The following is a 16,532-nucleotide window of genomic DNA, read 5'->3' as shown; positions in this document are numbered from 1 at the left end:
AGTCCACATATAACAAACATGATAAACGTATGGAACAGAGACTTGTAATCTACAATACACTGACGCGCTCGAAGCAGCCGTTCGTGCCGCTCCACGCGCCAAACGTGGGAATGTACGTGTGCGGGCCTACCGTCTACGGCGACCCTCACCTTGGCCACGCACGCCCGGCAATAACGTTCGACATCGTGTTCAGGTACCTTAGGCACCTCGGATACAAAGTGCGCTACGTAAGAAACATCACCGACGTGGGCCACCTGGAGCACGACGCAGACGAGGGCGACGACAAGATTGAAAAGAAAGCGAGGCTCGAACAGCTTGAGCCTATGGAGGTGGCGCAGCACTATACCAACCGTTACCACGACGCAATGCGCGCCCTAAACGTGCTGCCGCCAAGCATCGAGCCCCACGCCAGCGGCCACATCATAGAGCAGGAGGAGCTGGTAAGGCAAATAATGGACAACGGATATGCCTACGAAAGCAACGGAAGCATATACTTCGACGTGGAGAAATACAACCACGACCACCACTACGGAGTGCTCTCCGGGCGCAACATCGACGACGTGAAAGACGCCAGCCGTGAGCTCGACGGGGTGGGCGAAAAGCGCCACCAGGTGGACTTCGCGCTGTGGAAAAAGGCACAGCCCGAGCACATCATGCGCTGGCCGAGCCCATGGAGCAACGGTTTCCCGGGCTGGCACTGCGAGTGCACGGCCATGGGCAGGAAGTATCTCGGGGCCGAGTTCGACATCCACGGCGGCGGCATGGACCTCGTTTTCCCGCACCACGAGTGCGAGATTGCACAGGCGGTGGCCGCACAAGGCAAGCCCATGGTGCGCTACTGGATGCACAACAACATGATTACCATCAACGGGCAGAAGATGGGCAAGAGCCTGGGAAACTTCATCACGCTCGAGCAATTCTTCACCGGCAGCCACCAAAGCCTTGAGAAGGCATACTCGCCGATGACCATCCGCTTCTTCATACTTAGCGCACACTACCGCGGGACGGTAGACTTCTCCAACGAAGCGCTGCTCGCCAGCGAAAAGGGACTGGAGCGGCTGATGAACGGAATAAGCGACATGGAGCGCATACAGCCATCCGGCAAGTGCGACGCCGAGACCGAAGCGTTTGTCGGCGGGTTGCGCCAGCGCTGCTACGACGCCATGAACGACGACTTCTCGACACCGCAGGTGATAAGCTACCTGTTTGAGGCGTGCAGCCACATCAACAAGATTCTCGACCACAAGGCGGCCATCTGCGCTGCCTGCCTCGAGGAGCTCAAGGCCACGATGCGCCTGTTCACCTTCGACCTTCTGGGCCTGAGCGAAGACAAGGGCGGCGCCGACAGCCACCGCGAGGAAGCCTTCGGCAAGGTGGTCGACATGGTTCTCGACCTCAGGGCCAAGGCCAAGGCCGCCAAAGACTGGGCCACAAGCGACCACATACGCGACGAACTGGCCGCCGCCGGCTTTGAAGTGAAAGACACCAAGGACGGTGTGACGTGGCGGCTTAACAAGTAGCTACTGATGGCTTGCGCCGCCCGTGGCAGCATTGGCAGGCTCAACGGCCGGCGCCCATGCCCCATACGGCCGGCTGACGAACGCGCCCGACAACCTCGGGCACACATTTCCTAATCTCAACAGGCAGGCTGTCGACAAGCAAACTGTCTGCCGTGACAGTGAGCTTTGCCACCAGTCCGCGCCTGTTGAGCGGCCTGTCGAGGTCGAAGATGAAGTTGCCGAGACTGTAGAATATGGGGCGGTGCCGGTAGATTTCCACGTCCTGGGCCGTGTGCGAATGATGTCCTATCACGGCATCGGCACCTGCATCCACCAGCATATGGCCTTCATGGCGCTGCATTAAGGTGGGGTGCAGCGTGTGCTCAACGCCCCAGTGCAGGCAGACCACTATGCAGGCCGACGGCACCCGGCGGCGTATGGCACGCACGGAGTCGCAAAGCCTGCCCACCGAAGCCTCGGCTACAGACGGCCTGTCGGGCATGTACACATAGTTCTCCGACATCACCCGCAACGACGCAAGCACGAACACAGGGCGCGGGCCGCCGCCCACCATCACCGGACGGCATGCCTCGCTGTCGTTGCTGCCGTAGCCTATGGGCACCATCCCGGCGTTCAATATATTATTGTATGTGTCTTCCAGCCCTACGCGACCATGGTCGATGGTGTGGTTGTTGGCCATGTTCAGATGCGTGATGCCATGCTTCCGCAACACCGGAAGCACGGTGGTGTCGGCCCGGAACACAAAGCGCTTGTTGAGCGGCGACTCCTTCTGGGTGACAGGACACTCGATGTTGACCACCACAACGTGGGCCGTGGCAAACAGAGAGTCGACCGATTGCGAGAAAAGACGGTCGGCACCACCATGGCGTATCAGCCGACCCACGTCGCGACCGAGCATTACGTCGCCCGTGAAAAGCATGACAAGCGAGTCGGCACCGGCCACGGCGGCACCGCCACCGCATCCGTTTCCGGGACTTACAGCATGCCCCTCGGCCCGGGCGAAGCCATGGTTGCGGCTTCGCTGCGCCGTTTTGCAACCGAGACACACGGCCATCAATGCGGCCACAAGCAGCCAAACACCCTTGATGCGCATGGCTTCAGCACCCCGAACTGTAGAAAATGAGCTCGTTGTCGGCAGGCACCGGGTCGGCAAGTATTATCCCGTCCATCCACGACGGCACCCCCTTGCGCGGCTCACGCTCCAGTATCTGCTGCCACTCGGCGTCGGTAAGGCGCGTTCCCAGCGGCATGGGAAACTCGCGATACGAGAACACCGCGCCCCTGGTAAGGTGCAGCATGCCGTTTATCTCGACCACAACGTATATGTCGTCAACGTATCCCGTGGCGGCATGGAGCACGCCCTTGTCGGGGTTGTTCGACCCGTTGGAAGTGTAAACGTCGGCCACCACGGCCACCGAACGGTCGGGGCCCTGCACGTCTTCCCACGACATGCCGTCCTGCCGGGCCTTGTCTTTCATTATGTCGAGCGTAAGCCACTCGTATGTACTCCCCAGTTTCTCAATGCTCTTGAACTCCTCGGCGGTGACGCTGCGGCCCTCTATCTCCTTCTGCGCAATGCGCAATAGGAAGTCGGTCTGCTCTTCCACCTGGTCGGTAATGCTCTTTATGCGCGGCGTCATGAACCCGTAGTAGTCGACAACCGCCCGTATCCGGCGTATCAGTTCGAGCGCCTTGCCCCAGTAGGCCACGTTTGGCTCGACGTAGCCCACCACCACCGGGTCGGGTATAGCGCCGCCGCACTCGGCCGCCATGGGCTGCTTGGCATAGAGAGTGATGTCGTGGCGCGTCTCGGCCCAGGCCGCGAGAGCGGCGTTAAGGCCCTTCCTGGCCCACTGCGGCGTGCGCATGAAGTAAGGCAGGCGGTCGTCATCCATGTCGGCCAGAGCCCCGAAGGCCTCCAGTCGCAAGTCGGAGAGAGTGGAGTCGCGCGTCAGCTCCGGCATCATGGCAGCCACAGAGTCGAGCCGCGCTGTGTATTCGGGCCATCTGTCGGCCACGCCGAGCTCGCCTGTCAGGATGCCGCGGGCCGCCTCTGAGCCGAGAGCGGCCATCACGTCGAGCCCCGAGGGGTAGGCGCGGAGCGTCTGCGGACTGGTCTCCACGTCGACAAGCTCCTGCAACACCTCGCTGTCGAACACATAGCGCTGCGGCAGGAAGCATATCTTCTCGGCGCACGAGAGCTGCTCCTTGGGCCTGATGCGGGCCGCGGCCCGGCTCTTTGCCAGCAGCGAACGCTGCAGACGGGCCAGCAGGGCGTCGTCGCTCATCAGCCGCCCGGTGTTATATTTGCCGCGCTTCAGCTCGTCGGCCAGCGCGAGCACCGACAGTCCGTCGGGCCGCCCCACCATGAACGTGAGCAGATTGTCGATGAACATCAGGCTGCCCCGGGCCCTCGTGCTGCCGTTGACGGCGTCGGCCAGCCTCACGGCGCGGCGCAGCTGCACCTTGTCGTCGATGCAGAAGGGCGTCGACTGCAGCCACATCATAGAGCGGAAATACTTCTGCTGCAGCTCGCTCGCCGTGTAGTAGCCGCGAGGACGGAACAGACTGTACATGAACTTGACGCCGGTCTGACCGAGAAACGGCGACTCGGCGTCGGCGGCCAGCATCACCCGCCCCACCTCGTCGGCCACGGCCTGCTCGTATCCCGCCGGGGCCTGCAACTGGTCGAGCCCCCACAAGCGGTCGTAGACAGCCAGCCAGGCCATGCACCAGCGCGCCGTCTCACGGCCGTTGTCGCTCGTCGACTGCGCCAGCGACTGCTCCAGCCGGGCGTATAGCTGCCTCGACAGCCCGCCGAGCCTCACCGCCAGCCCGCCGGCCTCTATCTCCTGCATGAGCTTTGAATAGTATATGTGCATCAGCTGCAGGTGCAAGTCGGTGGTGATGAAACTGGGAAAGTCGTGGTAATCGTTGTTTTCGTAACAGTGAAACAGCTGTATGTTCTGCCTCGGCACTATGGCGAAGCCGTCGCGTGCGAGCCTCCTGTATAGCGGTTCTGACACCTCTTCGAGCTGGAACCCGTTGACAATGTTGCCCACGTTGACCCTCTCGCCGGGGCCACACTTGTAGTTCTGCGCCTTCAGCTCAGCCTCGCGGGCCTTTATTCGGTCGATGAATGCCAGTTCGTCCTTGGTGTATGTGATGGGCTTCTCGCCAGCCTCGCCCACCACCCGCTCGTACATCAGGCTGTCATACCACGACGTATGGCCGAACACGGCGCGCAGGGCATAGTCGGTGAAGCAGTATCCCTGGCGCGCGGCGAAGGCGTTGCGCAGTATGCGCAGGTCTTGCAGGCTAAGCCCCGAGATGTCCATTGACGTGTCGATATGGCTGCCCAGGGCCTCGACGTCAATACGGCTGCCCACAGGCACAAACCCGTCGGCACCGCAGGCCGTGGCGGGCAGCACCATTGCCAAGGCCACAGCCAGGCCGTGAAAAAGTCTTGCTATCTTATTTGTCATAGGTTTCAAAATATTTGGCAGGCCCGCAAGGCACAGACCGGCGGCCGCCGTCTGAGCCCTGTCGGGCCAATGCGCCCTGCCAGCAAAGATAATTAAAATATGGCATACGGCAAAGCGTTGCCATCAAAACTTGCCTTTGCTCACAGCCATACCGAGCCACCATTGCCCGGCCTACTACCGCCGCATGCTGCAAAACGGCCCGTATTGCAGTCCAATACAGCCCGTATGGCATTGCGATACAAGCCGTTTGGCAATGCAAAACGGCACTAACGGCCAACCTGCTGACGGCCAACCATTTGGCCATCAACGCCCCCGGGCCGTGTCCAACCGCCCGCGCCGAGCAGCCGCCGGGCCTCGGCCTCGCTGCACTCGCGCGCCACGTAGCGCACAAAGTCCATGCCGAACGACCGCCAACGGTAGTCGGCCACAAGGTAAAGGCCGCTGCGCTCAACCTCCATCACGCGCAGCACGCCCTCCGGGATCACAAAGTGGAAGTCGGCGACGGGCTGCCCCAGCCGCGAGCCGAGCCACAGGGGGCGCACGTGGCCGCGGTAGTTTTTGTAGACAAACACCCGCCGGCGCACCTCAGGGTCGTAGCGGGTGGCTTTCACCACGCCCACGATGGCATCGGCAGAGCCGTCGCCGTTGACGTCGGCCACCTCGAAGCGGTAGACGGGGAAAGGCAGAAGCCAGCGGTCTTCGCCCAGAGTGAGCACACTGAGCGTGTCGGCCACGCGCTCCATGGCAAACGTATCGGAGGCCAGGCCCTGCCCCGCCGACCCGCTGCCGCCGTCAACCGCCCCGGCAGGAGGAAAGGGGGCGGAGGCCGACAGGGCCACGGCCGACAATACAGCCGCCCCGCCCAGGCATCTCCTTGCTACCGCATAGAGTGCCATGATACACATTATTATATATTGATACATGAATTATAACCAACCGGAGTAAATGCGGCCCGATGGCCGAAGCGGTTTTCCGCATTGCCGGAGCGGCCGGAAAGGCCGCGGCCCCGGGTGCATTTCCGGCCATGAAACAGCCCGTCAGAACTCGAAGTGCTGATAGTCTTTCACGCTGCGCCACGCCCCGCCCCAGCGAAACCCGGCAGCCGTGAACAGGCGGTAGGCCTCGTCGTTGCGGTCAATCTTGTACGGAATGTCGCTGCGCCGGGCTCGGTCGAAGGCATAGGGCCGCCCCTCGGATGGCTCCACGTGGAACGTTCCGTCGCGCCTACGCCTTACATACGGGTTGTAAAGCGGGTTGATGTCGATGGCCAACCCCATGCCGTGCTTCGATATCCGGGTTGTCGAGCCGGTCTGGAACCTGAAGTTGAAGCACGAAGTATTGTTGGCCCGCATAGCCGTCTCGTCGTCGGCGCCATACTCATCGATAAGCACCATGCGCTCAATGCGGTAGCCCAGCTCGTAAAGACGGCGGAAGATGGCCACCACCTTGGTGGCTATCGTGGCGTTGACCACCATCTCTCCCATCTGCGGACGGCCCTTGGCGTTGCGGTGCAGCAGCCTCAGGTATCGCAGCCCACTGCGCTTCAGCGGGCAGTTGGCGGGCCACGAGCGGCCCTGCATGCGCGCAAACACGGCGTCGCTGACGGGTTCCGACACAAAGCAGCGGTCGAGCCCTGCAGCCGCCACGGACTCGGCGCTCACCTCGCAGCCTGGCCGCCAGCCACCGGGAAAGCCGTCGCCGCAGCCGGCCTTGGCGCCGACCGCCGCCAGCAAGGCAACGGCCATGAGGCAAAACTTAAGTAGTTGCATATCGCTTTTTGGCCGTAAAGTTACGAAAAAAGCTTGTACCGGGTGACTAATAAGCCAAAAAAGCAGTATTTTTGCATGGCAAACAAATGTGAGAACCCACAAAGATGAACGAAATCCTTAACTGTATGGAGACACGCCGCAGTGTGCGTGGCTTCAAGCCGGACGCCATGCCGGCAGACGAACTGATAGAGCAAGTGGCAAAGGCAGGCACATACGCCCCCACAGGCATGGGCGCCCAGTCGCCCGTAATAGTGGCCGTGACCAACCGCGAGGTGCGCGACCGCCTGTCGAAGCTCAACGCCGGGGTGCTGGGCACGCAGTCCGACCCGTTCTACGGCGCCCCCGTGGTGCTCGTGGTGCTGGCCGACAGGAGCCGCCCCACATATCTTTACGACGGCAGCCTGGTGATGGGCAACCTCATGAACGCCGCCCACGCCGTGGGGCTGGGCAGCTGCTGGATTCACCGCGCGCGCGAGGTGTTCGCCTCAGACGAGGGCAAGGCCCTGCTCGCAGAGTGGGGCATAGAGGGCGACTACGAGGGCATTGGCCACTGCGTGGTGGGTTATCCCGCCGAGGGGCAGCCCAAGGCAGCCAAGCCCCGCAAGCCCGGCTACGTGAGATGGGTCAGGTGACACACGCCGGCACTGATGCACCAAGAGGCCCGGACGGCTGCCGGAACCATGCCAGCAGCCCCGTCCGGGCCTCCCGGTGCATATACACGCCACTGCAGGCTGGCTCAGAGTTTGCAGAAAAACGTAACGAAGAACGGCACGCTGCAGTCTATCAGCAGGCCGTGGATGAGCGCAAACGGCACCATGGCCTGGCCCGATGCGCGCATGATGGATGGCAGGGCCACGTCGGCCGAGGTAACCCCTGCGGCCGATATCGGCGCCATTCGCCCGCAGAAACGGCTCAGGGCCGGGGCCAGCAGCAGCGCCAGCAGCTCGCGCATGATGTTGGTGAGCAGCGCAATGGTGGCCAGCTCGGTGGCCAGCTGCGCCCCCAGCGTGGGCATCTTTAGCTGCATGATGAGCACCGACGAGAGCGAATAGTAGCCCATGCCGCTGCACACAGCAAGGTAGTCGGCCACGCTCCAGCGGCTGAGCAGCAGGCCGGCAAGCGCCGAAAACGCCAGCGTGCCGGCAACACTGGCCGCCGGCAGCAGCAGCACCTTGGGCCCCACGGCCCGCAACACGGGCTTCAGGTTGTCGCGGCTGCCCAGGCCCAGCCCCACCTGGAGCATGAGGGCATAGAGAATGTAGACCGATATGCCGTGAACGTCGGGCACGTCGAACCCGGCCGCCACGGCCACTGCACCGGCCAGGCACCCCACGGCAAACATGCCTACCACGCCATAGCTGCCGCTCATAGCCCACCTCCTTTCTTGAAAAACAGCCGCCAGACGGCAGCCACAAACACTATGCTGCCCACCATGCCGGCAAGGCAGAGCAGCAGGGCCTGGCCTCCGAAGTTGCCGAGGTTGCCCATGACAAACGGGTCGGAACCTATCGACACGCCGAAGACGAAGAGCAACAGCCAAACCGTGACAGGCATGGTGCGGCCCAGCTCTTTCTGTATGGCGGTGTGGCGCAGCGCATAGCCGGCCATCACCCCCACGATTAGAAATGATATAAAGACAATCATCTGATGTTATTTTTTAGACAGCGTCATACTACTACGGCCCTGCCCGGGGCAGCGCCGCAACCTAATCTCTACAGAAAAGCATAACGGTCTATTGCAGATAGCCACTGAACCAATGGGCACGCTCGGCGTGGCTGAAGGTCCATCCGCCTTTAGCCACAATGAATCTGATATGCGTGCGCTCTGTGTACATAGTTGCCTTGCTATCCTGTTTTTGGGGCTGCAAAGGTAAACATTTATCCGGATATGGCCAAATTTTTATCCGCTTTTAATGTGTTTGCGCCCACAAAGCGCCTTCACGGGCTCGTGTCAGCGCGCCACGTCGGCCGGCATGACCACGGCAACGGTCTTTAGCCTAAGGTAGCTCTCGGCCATGTAGACCATGCCTCCGTAAGGGTTGCCCGTGCCCCACGAGTTTTTCATGATGTAGAAAAGCTCGCCCCGGGCGTCGCGCGCCAGCCCCACCACGGCCATGCAATGGTCGTCGGTGGTAAGGAAGCGCTCGAAAGCCGCCTGTCGGTCGGCCTGCCCCGTGGCCTCGCCCTCGGGCAGTCGGGCCACCCCCCGGCCGAAAGAGAAGCCCGGCTCGGTGACGTCGCCCTCCCAGCACACGCCCCGCCCGGCCCTCACGGCGCGCTCCAGGCGCGTCATGAGCGTGTCGATGGGCACGTTGAAGAATGGCTCTCGCCCGCTGTTGTCGGCCACCTCGAGGGCGAAGTCGGCATAAAACGGATGGTGGGTGAAGCTGGTCAGCGCCACATACTCGCCCGGGGCGCACACGCTGCGGGCAAACTCCTGCGGAGTATACTCGGCCCCGAGCATGAAGACACGGGCCGGCACGGGGCCCATGGTCTCGTCGAGCATGGCCCCGAGCTGCCTCTCGGCCGCAGCCAGCCCCGTGCGCCGCCGCACCGCCGAGGCCGCCATGCGCCCGGCCAGGCGTGCAGCCACGGCGGCCGCCTGTGCGTCGCCGCGTCCGTAGGCGTCGTAGGGCACGATGCCATGGGCCGCAATCGTGGATATGAGGGTCATGGCCGTGCCGCGCAGGGCCACCGTGTCGGCACCGCCGCCGAGGTAACTGCGGCGGAAGCCGTCGGCCACGGCCGAGCGCAGGGCGTAGGCCACCGACAGGCTGACGGAGTCGCCGCGCATGATGTGCTCGGTCTCGATGGCCGAGAGCATGGCATAGGCCCAGCAGCCGTCGCTGCGGCCCTGGTCTTTGACAGGGGTCGAGGCGTTCATCACCTCGACCGAGAAACGCTCGCCGGCGGGCCCGCGCCGGCTGCAGGCGGCAGCAAGCAGCAGCGCCGCCACGGCGGCGGCGGCAAACGGCAGGCACCTCATGGGGCCACCCTCTTGCACTTGCCCGAGGCCGACTCGATGGTGAAGCGCAGCACCTCGGTGCGGTGGAACGACGCTGCCGCATACCTCATGCCCACCTCTTCGTGGCCCGGCGAATACTTGCCCACTATCATTCGCAGCGCCTCCATGCGCTCGCCCTCGTCGAGCCGGCGGCTCACGGTGCCGCGCAACAGCACGCTCTCATACTCGGTGGTGAAGCCCCGGGGCACCACCCGCGTGGCCCCCACCACACAGAGCGTGGCCCCGGGGCTGGCGTCGAGGCAGCCCAGCTTGTGGCCCTCGGGCGCGCAGTGTATGTAGACCGAGGCCCCGCCGTCCCAGACGAAGCTCACGGGGATGCCGTAGCCGGCCGGGGTGCCGCCGCGGTTCTCGACCATCGAGAGCACGGCATACTCGCCCGTGCGCAGCAACTCGGCGGCGCGGCCAGCGTCGAGCAGGCGGTCGCGGCGGCGCACACCGTCGTTGCAGTAATTCTGTATATCCATAATTCGGTATAAGTTTGCCGCAAAATTATCAATAAAATCTGAGAAAACATGGCGGCGGCAACGCTTTTTTGGCCTGTGGCCGCCGCGCCGCGCCACCTCGGCAGCGGGCAGACGGCCATGGCGGCTCTATGTCTGCAGGCCATGGCGGTGTAAACATTATATGCTGAAAATTAACACTCCGGCAACATGCAAACCAGGAAACGAAGTGCCGAAAACGGCCGTCGGCAGGGCGAAACGGCCCATACGCCATCGCAATACGGCACATACCGCACCGCGAAACGGCCCGTATGGCATTGCAAAACGGCCCGTATGGCCGTGCAGGACATGGGGTTCGGGAGCTTGAAAAAACGCATTTTTGAGCCTTTCGGAAAAGAAATCGGGGCCCAAGGCCGCCGATGTTGAAGCAAAAAGCAGCCTCAACGAGAGGCAATCGACTATAAGCCAGCATGTTACGGCAACCGTTGCGAGAACGGCCCATTTGCCTTCGGCAAAGGCCACGGCGCTGAAAAAGCCGGCCACGAGGGGTTTGTTGTAATGACTTTTCAACGTATTTCACATTTTCCAAAAGCCTCAACGGCCCGCTACGGCCACCCCCTCGCCACAGCCACAAGCCCGCAGAGGCCCGCTAACTGAAATACTCGCGCAACTGCGCGGCATACGAAGCCAGCTCCACCGGGTCGGCATTGCCATAGCGAGACCACACCTCGCGGCATGCGTCGAGCAGCGCCCCGGCCGGCGGGGCGGCATGGCGCAGGTAGGGATCCAGATGGCGGTAGGCAGCCATGGCGTCGACCACGAGGTCGGCCCCCACCCGCATCAGCCTGCCAAGCTCGGCCACCTCGGGCGTGCGGGCCACCATAGTGGGGGGCGTAAGGCGGAAATAGAGGTCGAGAATGAGCACGAGCATCACCGGCTTCACGCCCGGCAGGCCTCCTACAGGCAGGAAGTCGCGCTCAAAGGTCTGGCAGACGGCCACGCCACTGTAGAAGGCCTCGGCATTGCCGAAGCCCCTCATGCTGCGCAACAGGGCCGCCACGCGGGCCAGCCGGCGCGGGTTGGCGCCGTATTTCTGCCACATGCGCTCAAGCAAAGGCGTTTCGAGGTTGGCCACGGAGCACATCCTGGCAAACAGTTCGCCGGGGGGCACGTGCAACTCGAGGGCCAAGTCGACCACAGGGCGGCTGTAGGGCGGCTTCAGCCCCACGGGCTTGCGCAGGTAAAGCTGCAATAGCAGCAGCCAGTCTTCGTCTGTCCAGTTGTTTGTCCTTGTCATTAACAGTAGGCTTTATACATGTTGCAGACACCTCGGGGCGGCCAACCGCAAGTGGCCCTACGGGGCATCGGCAACGACAAAGATACGGAAATTCCGTTAAACAGCAAAATAATGGTACAATAAATGCAAGCTGACGGAATTATTGCTAACTTTGCATCGCGATAACAAATGGCAGGCAACAAAACACATTCTACATAAGATGGAACCATCACACAAAATCAACAAGGTGGAGCTGCGCAACCTGCGGATGGAAGACTACGCGCAGCTCTCCAAGTCGTTCAAGCGCATCTACGCCGACCACGACGTGTTCTGGACGCGCGAACAGATAAAGAAGCTCATCACTATCTTCCCCGAAGGACAGGTGGTAACGGTTGTCGACAACAAGATAGTGGGCTGCGCGCTTAGCATAATCGTAGATTACGACATGGTGAAGGGCGACCACACCTACGCCAAGGTGACGGGCAACGAGACCTTCAACACCCACAACCCCAACGGAAACATACTCTACGGCATCGAGGTCTTCATACATCCCGACTACCGCGGGCTGCGACTGGCGCGGCGCATGTACGAATACCGCAAGGAGCTTTGCGAGAAACTAAACCTCAAGGCCATCATGTTCGGGGGGCGCATACCCAACTACCACAAGTATGCCGACACCATGCGGCCCAAGGAATACATCGACAAGGTGCGCTCGAGGGAGATATACGACCCGGTGCTCACGTTCCAGCTGTCAAACGACTTCCACGTTCGACGCGTCATACGCAACTACCTTCCCAACGACGAAGAGTCGAAACACTGCGCCACGCTGCTGCAATGGGACAACATCTACTACCAGCCGCCCACCGACTCGTACGTCGACCGCAAGCCGATGGTGCGCATCGGGCTCGTGCAATGGCAGATGAGGGCCTACCACACCATCGACGACGTGTTCGAACAGGTGGAGTTTTTCGTAGACGCCGTGAGCGACTACAAGAGCGACTTCATCCTCTTCCCCGAATACTTCAACGCCCCGCTCATGGCCAAATACAACGACATGGGCGAAGCCCAGTCCATCCGCGCCCTGGCACAGTACACCGAACAGATGCGCGACAGGTTCGTCGAACTGGCCATAAGCTACAACATCAACATCATAACCGGCAGCATGCCGTATGTCAAGGCCGACGGGTCGCTATACAACGTGGGCTTCCTTTGCCGCCGCGACGGCTCATACGACATGTACGAAAAGATACACGTGACGCCCGACGAGGTGAAAAGCTGGGGACTGAGCGGCGGAAACCTCGTGCAGACTTTCGACACAGACTGCGCCAAGATAGGCATACTGATATGCTACGACGTCGAGTTCCCCGAGCTGTCGCGCCTCATGGCAGCCGAAGGAATGCAGATTCTCTTCGTGCCGTTCATGACCGACACGCAGAACGCTTACTCCCGGGTGAGGGTCTGCGCGCAGGCAAGGGCCATCGAAAACGAGTGCTTCGTGGCCATAGCGGGCAGCGTGGGCAACCTCCCCAGGGTGCACAACATGGACATACAGTACGCCCAGTCGGCCGTGTTCACGCCCTGCGACTTCGCCTTCCCCAACGACGGCAAGCGCGCAGAAGCCACGCCCAACACTGAGATGATACTCGTGTCCGACGTCGACCTCGACCTGCTCAACGAGCTGCACACATACGGCAGCGTGCGAAACCTGCGCGACAGGCGAACCGACCTCTACGAGGTGAAGATGAAACGGGCGGCCATCGAGGCACAAGACAAAACCGAAGAAAAAGACAACACGAAATGAACAGCAAACTCACAGCGCTGGCCGCCGCCATCATGGTGGCAGCCGCAACAGGGGCACAAACCCCGAAGCGCGACTTCAAGCGCGACATCAGGCTCTCGGCAAGCAACCTGCTTGCCTACCCGGGACCCGACAACAGCCGGAAGATGACGCCCGCCCCCGACAGCCTGAAGCCTTTCTACATAAGCCACTACGGCAGGCACGGCTCACGGTTCCTCATCGACCCGGAAGACTACGCCGAGCCGCTGGCAACGCTACACAGGGCCGACAGCATGGGCAAACTGACGCTGCGCGGCCGCGACCTGATGCGCCGCATTAGCTGGATGCAGGCCGAGGCCGACGGAAGACTGGGCGAACTGACCGAGATCGGGGCCAGGCAGCACCGCGGAATAGCCCGGAGGATGTATGAACGCTTCCCGGAAGTGTTTGCCCCGGGGGCGCACATAGACGCCCGGAGCACCGTGGTGATACGCTGCATACTGTCGATGGAGAACGAGCTCATGGAACTGGTGAGGCTCAACCCGGCCCTCAACGTGAGCCACGACGCAAGCCAGCACGACATGGTATACATGAACTTTGCCAACACCGCGCCCACGCCAAGCGCATGGACGCCCGAGGCCCGTGAGGCCATGAGGCAGCTCTACGACTCTATGGTAGACACGGTGAAGGTGATGCGGCGGCTGTTCAGCGACATGGACTACGCACGGGAGCATGTGGGCATGCGCCGCCTCAACGACCAGCTGTTCCGCCTTGCGTCGGCAACGCAGAACAGCGACGCCCGCTACAAGGTGACGCTGTACGACGTGTTCGACGACAATGACATCTACGCCAACTGGGTTTGCAACAACGCGGGGTGGTACTTGGGCTATGCCTGCTGCCCCATCAACGGCGGGCGGCAGCCTCTCACTCAGCGCAACCTGCTGAACAACATCATCAACGAGGCCGACAGCTGCATCAGGCTGGCCGGCACGGGGGCTTCGCTGCGCTTCGGCCACGAGACGGTGCTGCTGCCGCTGGTGTGCCTGATGGGCCTCGACGGCTACGGGATGAGCACCGACGACCTGCGACATCTTGACAGAAAGGGATGGATAGACTACAAGATTTTCCCCATGGGGAGCAACGTCCAGATAGTGTTCTACCGCAAAGACGCATCCGACACCGACCCCGTGGTGAAGGTGCTGCTCAACGAAAACGAGGCCAAGCTGCCCATAAAGGCTGTCAGCGGCCCGTATTACAGGTGGAGCGACGTGCGCGGCTACTGGCTGGAACGCATGGCGACAATGGGCAAGGCCACAACGGCCGACGCCGACTGACGCTGCCGCGGCACGGCTGCACTACGGCCGCAGACGCCCCGCCACAGCCATGCCTGCAGCCGGGGGCGCCGCACAAAAGAAACGGACTGCCACACCCGCCCCTGCAACACGCCGGGGAATAGGGCATGGCGGTCCGTTTCCTGTTACACAGGCAGGCCGGCGACAAGCACCGGCCACGCCTTCTTACATTGGGTATGCATGTTCAAACGGTGGCCGCCGACTGCGGGCGGCGCACACCCGGACAGCCGCAACAAGGGCATGGCCGAGCCTTGTCATTTGACCTCTTTGAGCGTATAGGTGGTTCCCTGCTCTATTGTGAATCCGTCTTCTGTCTCCTTGAAACCCTCGGTGAGCTCGAGGTTGCCTTTCCTGAAGTAAGCGGTGGCCACGCCGTAGATGCCATCCGGGTCAAACGCATTGGGGTCCCAGGAATACTCGAGCAGCCCCTTCTCCTGGTTGCCCCAGCGCCATGTAGACACAGCAAGGTGGCTGTCGGCATAGGTAACCATGTATGTGCCCGACTTGGTGAACACAACCTGCTCGGGGCCGGTGGCGCTTGTGAAGTCGAGCAGGTAGTCGCCGTCGGTGTAGTCGGGGTCGTGCTCCCTGCCCCAAGCCTCGAGCTTGGCGTTGAGACCGTCGATGGTCGGGTCCGTGAAGTCAAACATGGTCACGCCATTATACCTCAGGAAGGCCCTCCACTGCACTATTTCCCACGTGCGGCACAGGTTGTCGGTCATCGTTCCCGACGAAGGCGTGCCGGCGCGGTTGCCTTTCAGCGAGTATGAATGGCCGCCCGAGAGCGTTATGTCGAGGCTGTACGACTGGTCGCCCGAGCCCGACACCACGAGCTTGCCGAAGCCCTCGAGCTCGTATTCGCCCTCGCCTGTCTTGGTGTATTTGCCAGACAGTATGTTAGAATAATGTATATAGCGCGTGCCAGGCCGCCACGCGCCATCCGACATGACAGACATGCGCGTGGCAGGAGCGGCTGCCGCTGTGGCAGGAGCCTGCGATCCGTTGGTGAAGATGATGTAGTTGCCGCTGGCCGTGAGCTCCACCGAGGTGTATGGACTGCCGGCGTCGGTGATGGTATACTTGGCTGCCGACGACTCAAACCGGGGCGCCTCCATCTCCGTACCGTCCGACCCGCCACCTGAAGTGTCGCCGCTGTCATCACCATTGTTGCCGTCATCATCGCTGCACGACGCCATTGCGAACGCAGCAAACACGGCAAAAGCCATGTACATGGCCCTGCCCATAACTGTTTTCAGCATTTCTCTTTTCATAAACAACTTGATTTTAATGTTACCAATTGTATGTAATTTAAACATATAGCCATTGAAAATGTACCGTCGGATAAATAGCCCGGCAAACGTCTCACGACGCCACTTAATCGTATTTCTGCCGCAAATATACTAAAAAAAAGGTCAAAATGGTGTGTTTTAGACAAATTTATACGACGAAACAGCAATGTTTCGGGGCAATGGCACGCCACGTGCGGCAATGCCGCAACAGCCCCGGCAGCCGACGGCACGGCAGCGGCACGGAACTGCCTGACAGTCAACGGCTTTGCAAAACGGCCCGTATCGCAGCATGAAACGGTCCGTTTCGGAACGCAAAACGGCCCGAACGGCAACGCAAAACGGCCTCCGCCGCAAAGCCCCCACAAAGCAGCCTACGGCCGGGGCGCCCCAAACAGTCATGCGGCAGCAGCCACGCGGGCCTGCCGGCAACAGGCCGGCGACAAAGTGTAAATTAGGTTAATAAAGGACAAAAGACCATCCTTGCAGACAAATACGAAAGTCGGCATAAGAAATAATGTTGTAAATTTGCAGCCTGTTTTTAACGAAGACAATACAGAAATGAGACAAAACACTGCGGCAGCACTGCTGCTTGCCATTGCG

Annotated in this window: 15 protein-coding genes; 4 read left to right on the top strand and 11 right to left on the bottom strand. The window is 61.4% G+C overall.

Going from position 1 to position 16,532, the window contains the following annotated elements; translation table 11 throughout:
• Positions 1-29: 29 nt before the first annotated feature.
• Positions 30-1,520, top strand: coding sequence for a cysteine--tRNA ligase (gene cysS, locus H6B30_RS00895; RefSeq protein ID WP_205106970.1), 1,491 nt, complete (start codon positions 30-32; stop codon positions 1,518-1,520).
• Positions 1,521-1,560: 40 nt separating this feature from the next.
• Here cysS and H6B30_RS00890 read toward each other — a convergent pair whose 3' ends face one another.
• From H6B30_RS00890 to H6B30_RS00875, 4 genes are all read right to left on the bottom strand, one after another.
• A complete protein-coding gene (locus H6B30_RS00890) occupies positions 1,561-2,613 on the bottom strand; it encodes a CapA family protein (RefSeq protein WP_205106968.1) in 1,053 nt (350 codons plus the stop codon).
• Positions 2,614-2,617: 4 nt separating this feature from the next.
• The gene (locus tag H6B30_RS00885; RefSeq protein WP_205106966.1) at positions 2,618-5,005 is read right to left on the bottom strand and encodes a DUF3160 domain-containing protein; all 2,388 of its coding nucleotides are present in this window, start codon (positions 5,003-5,005) and stop codon (positions 2,618-2,620) included.
• A gap of 266 nt (positions 5,006-5,271) precedes the next feature.
• The gene (locus H6B30_RS00880; RefSeq protein ID WP_205106964.1) at positions 5,272-5,901 is read right to left on the bottom strand and encodes a hypothetical protein; all 630 of its coding nucleotides are present in this window, start codon (positions 5,899-5,901) and stop codon (positions 5,272-5,274) included.
• Between the two features lie 141 nt (positions 5,902-6,042).
• Positions 6,043-6,774: a M15 family metallopeptidase gene (locus H6B30_RS00875; protein ID WP_205106962.1), complete on the bottom strand. Its 732-nt coding sequence runs from the start codon at positions 6,772-6,774 to the stop codon at positions 6,043-6,045.
• A gap of 104 nt (positions 6,775-6,878) precedes the next feature.
• On the opposite strand from H6B30_RS00875, the gene H6B30_RS00870 reads away from it, so the two are divergent.
• Complete coding sequence (locus H6B30_RS00870; protein ID WP_205106960.1) at positions 6,879-7,406, top strand: nitroreductase; 528 nt, start codon at positions 6,879-6,881, stop codon at positions 7,404-7,406.
• Positions 7,407-7,510: 104 nt separating this feature from the next.
• Here the strand turns inward: H6B30_RS00870 and H6B30_RS00865 are convergent, their stop codons facing one another.
• From H6B30_RS00865 to H6B30_RS00840, 6 genes are all read right to left on the bottom strand, one after another.
• Entirely contained in the window at positions 7,511-8,143 is a 633-nt protein-coding gene (locus H6B30_RS00865; protein ID WP_205106957.1) for a LysO family transporter, read from the bottom strand.
• Entirely contained in the window at positions 8,140-8,418 is a 279-nt protein-coding gene (locus H6B30_RS00860) for a LysO family transporter (protein WP_205106955.1), read from the bottom strand. The genes H6B30_RS00865 and H6B30_RS00860 overlap by 4 nt, the downstream gene beginning before the upstream one ends.
• A 306-nt stretch (positions 8,419-8,724) precedes the next feature.
• A complete protein-coding gene (locus tag H6B30_RS00855) occupies positions 8,725-9,759 on the bottom strand; it encodes a C1 family peptidase (protein WP_239483423.1) in 1,035 nt (344 codons plus the stop codon).
• Entirely contained in the window at positions 9,756-10,262 is a 507-nt protein-coding gene (locus H6B30_RS00850) for a pyridoxamine 5'-phosphate oxidase family protein (protein WP_205106953.1), read from the bottom strand. The genes H6B30_RS00855 and H6B30_RS00850 overlap by 4 nt, the downstream gene beginning before the upstream one ends.
• A gap of 156 nt (positions 10,263-10,418) precedes the next feature.
• Positions 10,419-10,808, bottom strand: a complete 390-nt coding sequence (locus H6B30_RS00845; protein WP_205106951.1) for a hypothetical protein — start codon at positions 10,806-10,808, stop codon at positions 10,419-10,421.
• Positions 10,809-10,887: 79 nt separating this feature from the next.
• Positions 10,888-11,535, bottom strand: a complete 648-nt coding sequence (locus H6B30_RS00840) for a hypothetical protein (RefSeq protein WP_205106949.1) — start codon at positions 11,533-11,535, stop codon at positions 10,888-10,890.
• Between the two features lie 199 nt (positions 11,536-11,734).
• Here H6B30_RS00840 and H6B30_RS00835 point away from each other — a divergent pair, with 199 nt between their 5' ends.
• Both H6B30_RS00835 and H6B30_RS00830 read left to right on the top strand, forming a co-directional pair.
• Positions 11,735-13,315, top strand: a complete 1,581-nt coding sequence (locus H6B30_RS00835) for a carbon-nitrogen hydrolase family protein (protein ID WP_205106947.1) — start codon at positions 11,735-11,737, stop codon at positions 13,313-13,315.
• Positions 13,312-14,625 carry a histidine-type phosphatase gene (locus tag H6B30_RS00830; protein WP_205106945.1) on the top strand — a complete coding sequence of 438 codons (1,314 nt, stop codon included), beginning with the start codon at positions 13,312-13,314 and terminating at the stop codon, positions 14,623-14,625. Before H6B30_RS00835 ends, H6B30_RS00830 begins: the two co-directional genes overlap by 4 nt.
• A 272-nt stretch (positions 14,626-14,897) precedes the next feature.
• On the opposite strand, the gene H6B30_RS00825 is transcribed toward H6B30_RS00830, so the two are convergent.
• Positions 14,898-15,914 carry a hypothetical protein gene (locus H6B30_RS00825; protein ID WP_205106943.1) on the bottom strand — a complete coding sequence of 339 codons (1,017 nt, stop codon included), beginning with the start codon at positions 15,912-15,914 and terminating at the stop codon, positions 14,898-14,900.
• Positions 15,915-16,532: the final 618 nt, after the last annotated feature.

It is taken from the genome of Marseilla massiliensis (assembly GCF_016899955.1).
Lineage (GTDB): Bacteria > Bacteroidota > Bacteroidia > Bacteroidales > Bacteroidaceae > Prevotella > Prevotella intestinigallinarum.
Note: the sequence above shows the minus strand (reverse complement) of the source record. Positions and strands in the feature narration are given on the sequence as shown.

Bases quoted from the DNA above. Each gene is read 5' to 3' on its own strand.
- H6B30_RS00885 (WP_205106966.1), bottom strand. From the start codon at position 5,005: ATGACAAATAAGATAGCAAGACTTTTTCACGGCCTGGCTGTGGCCTTG.
- H6B30_RS00880 (WP_205106964.1), bottom strand. From the start codon at position 5,901: ATGGCACTCTATGCGGTAGCAAGGAGATGCCTGGGCGGGGCGGCTGTA.
- H6B30_RS00870 (WP_205106960.1), top strand. From the start codon at position 6,879: ATGAACGAAATCCTTAACTGTATGGAGACACGCCGCAGTGTGCGTGGC.
- H6B30_RS00875 (WP_205106962.1), bottom strand. From the start codon at position 6,774: ATGCAACTACTTAAGTTTTGCCTCATGGCCGTTGCCTTGCTGGCGGCG.
- H6B30_RS00850 (WP_205106953.1), bottom strand. From the start codon at position 10,262: ATGGATATACAGAATTACTGCAACGACGGTGTGCGCCGCCGCGACCGC.
- H6B30_RS00860 (WP_205106955.1), bottom strand. From the start codon at position 8,418: ATGATTGTCTTTATATCATTTCTAATCGTGGGGGTGATGGCCGGCTAT.
- H6B30_RS00890 (WP_205106968.1), bottom strand. From the start codon at position 2,613: ATGCGCATCAAGGGTGTTTGGCTGCTTGTGGCCGCATTGATGGCCGTG.
- cysS (WP_205106970.1), top strand. From the start codon at position 30: ATGGAACAGAGACTTGTAATCTACAATACACTGACGCGCTCGAAGCAG.
- H6B30_RS00840 (WP_205106949.1), bottom strand. From the start codon at position 11,535: ATGACAAGGACAAACAACTGGACAGACGAAGACTGGCTGCTGCTATTG.
- H6B30_RS00825 (WP_205106943.1), bottom strand. From the start codon at position 15,914: ATGAAAAGAGAAATGCTGAAAACAGTTATGGGCAGGGCCATGTACATG.
- H6B30_RS00830 (WP_205106945.1), top strand. From the start codon at position 13,312: ATGAACAGCAAACTCACAGCGCTGGCCGCCGCCATCATGGTGGCAGCC.
- H6B30_RS00835 (WP_205106947.1), top strand. From the start codon at position 11,735: ATGGAACCATCACACAAAATCAACAAGGTGGAGCTGCGCAACCTGCGG.
- H6B30_RS00865 (WP_205106957.1), bottom strand. From the start codon at position 8,143: ATGAGCGGCAGCTATGGCGTGGTAGGCATGTTTGCCGTGGGGTGCCTG.
- H6B30_RS00855 (WP_239483423.1), bottom strand. From the start codon at position 9,759: ATGAGGTGCCTGCCGTTTGCCGCCGCCGCCGTGGCGGCGCTGCTGCTT.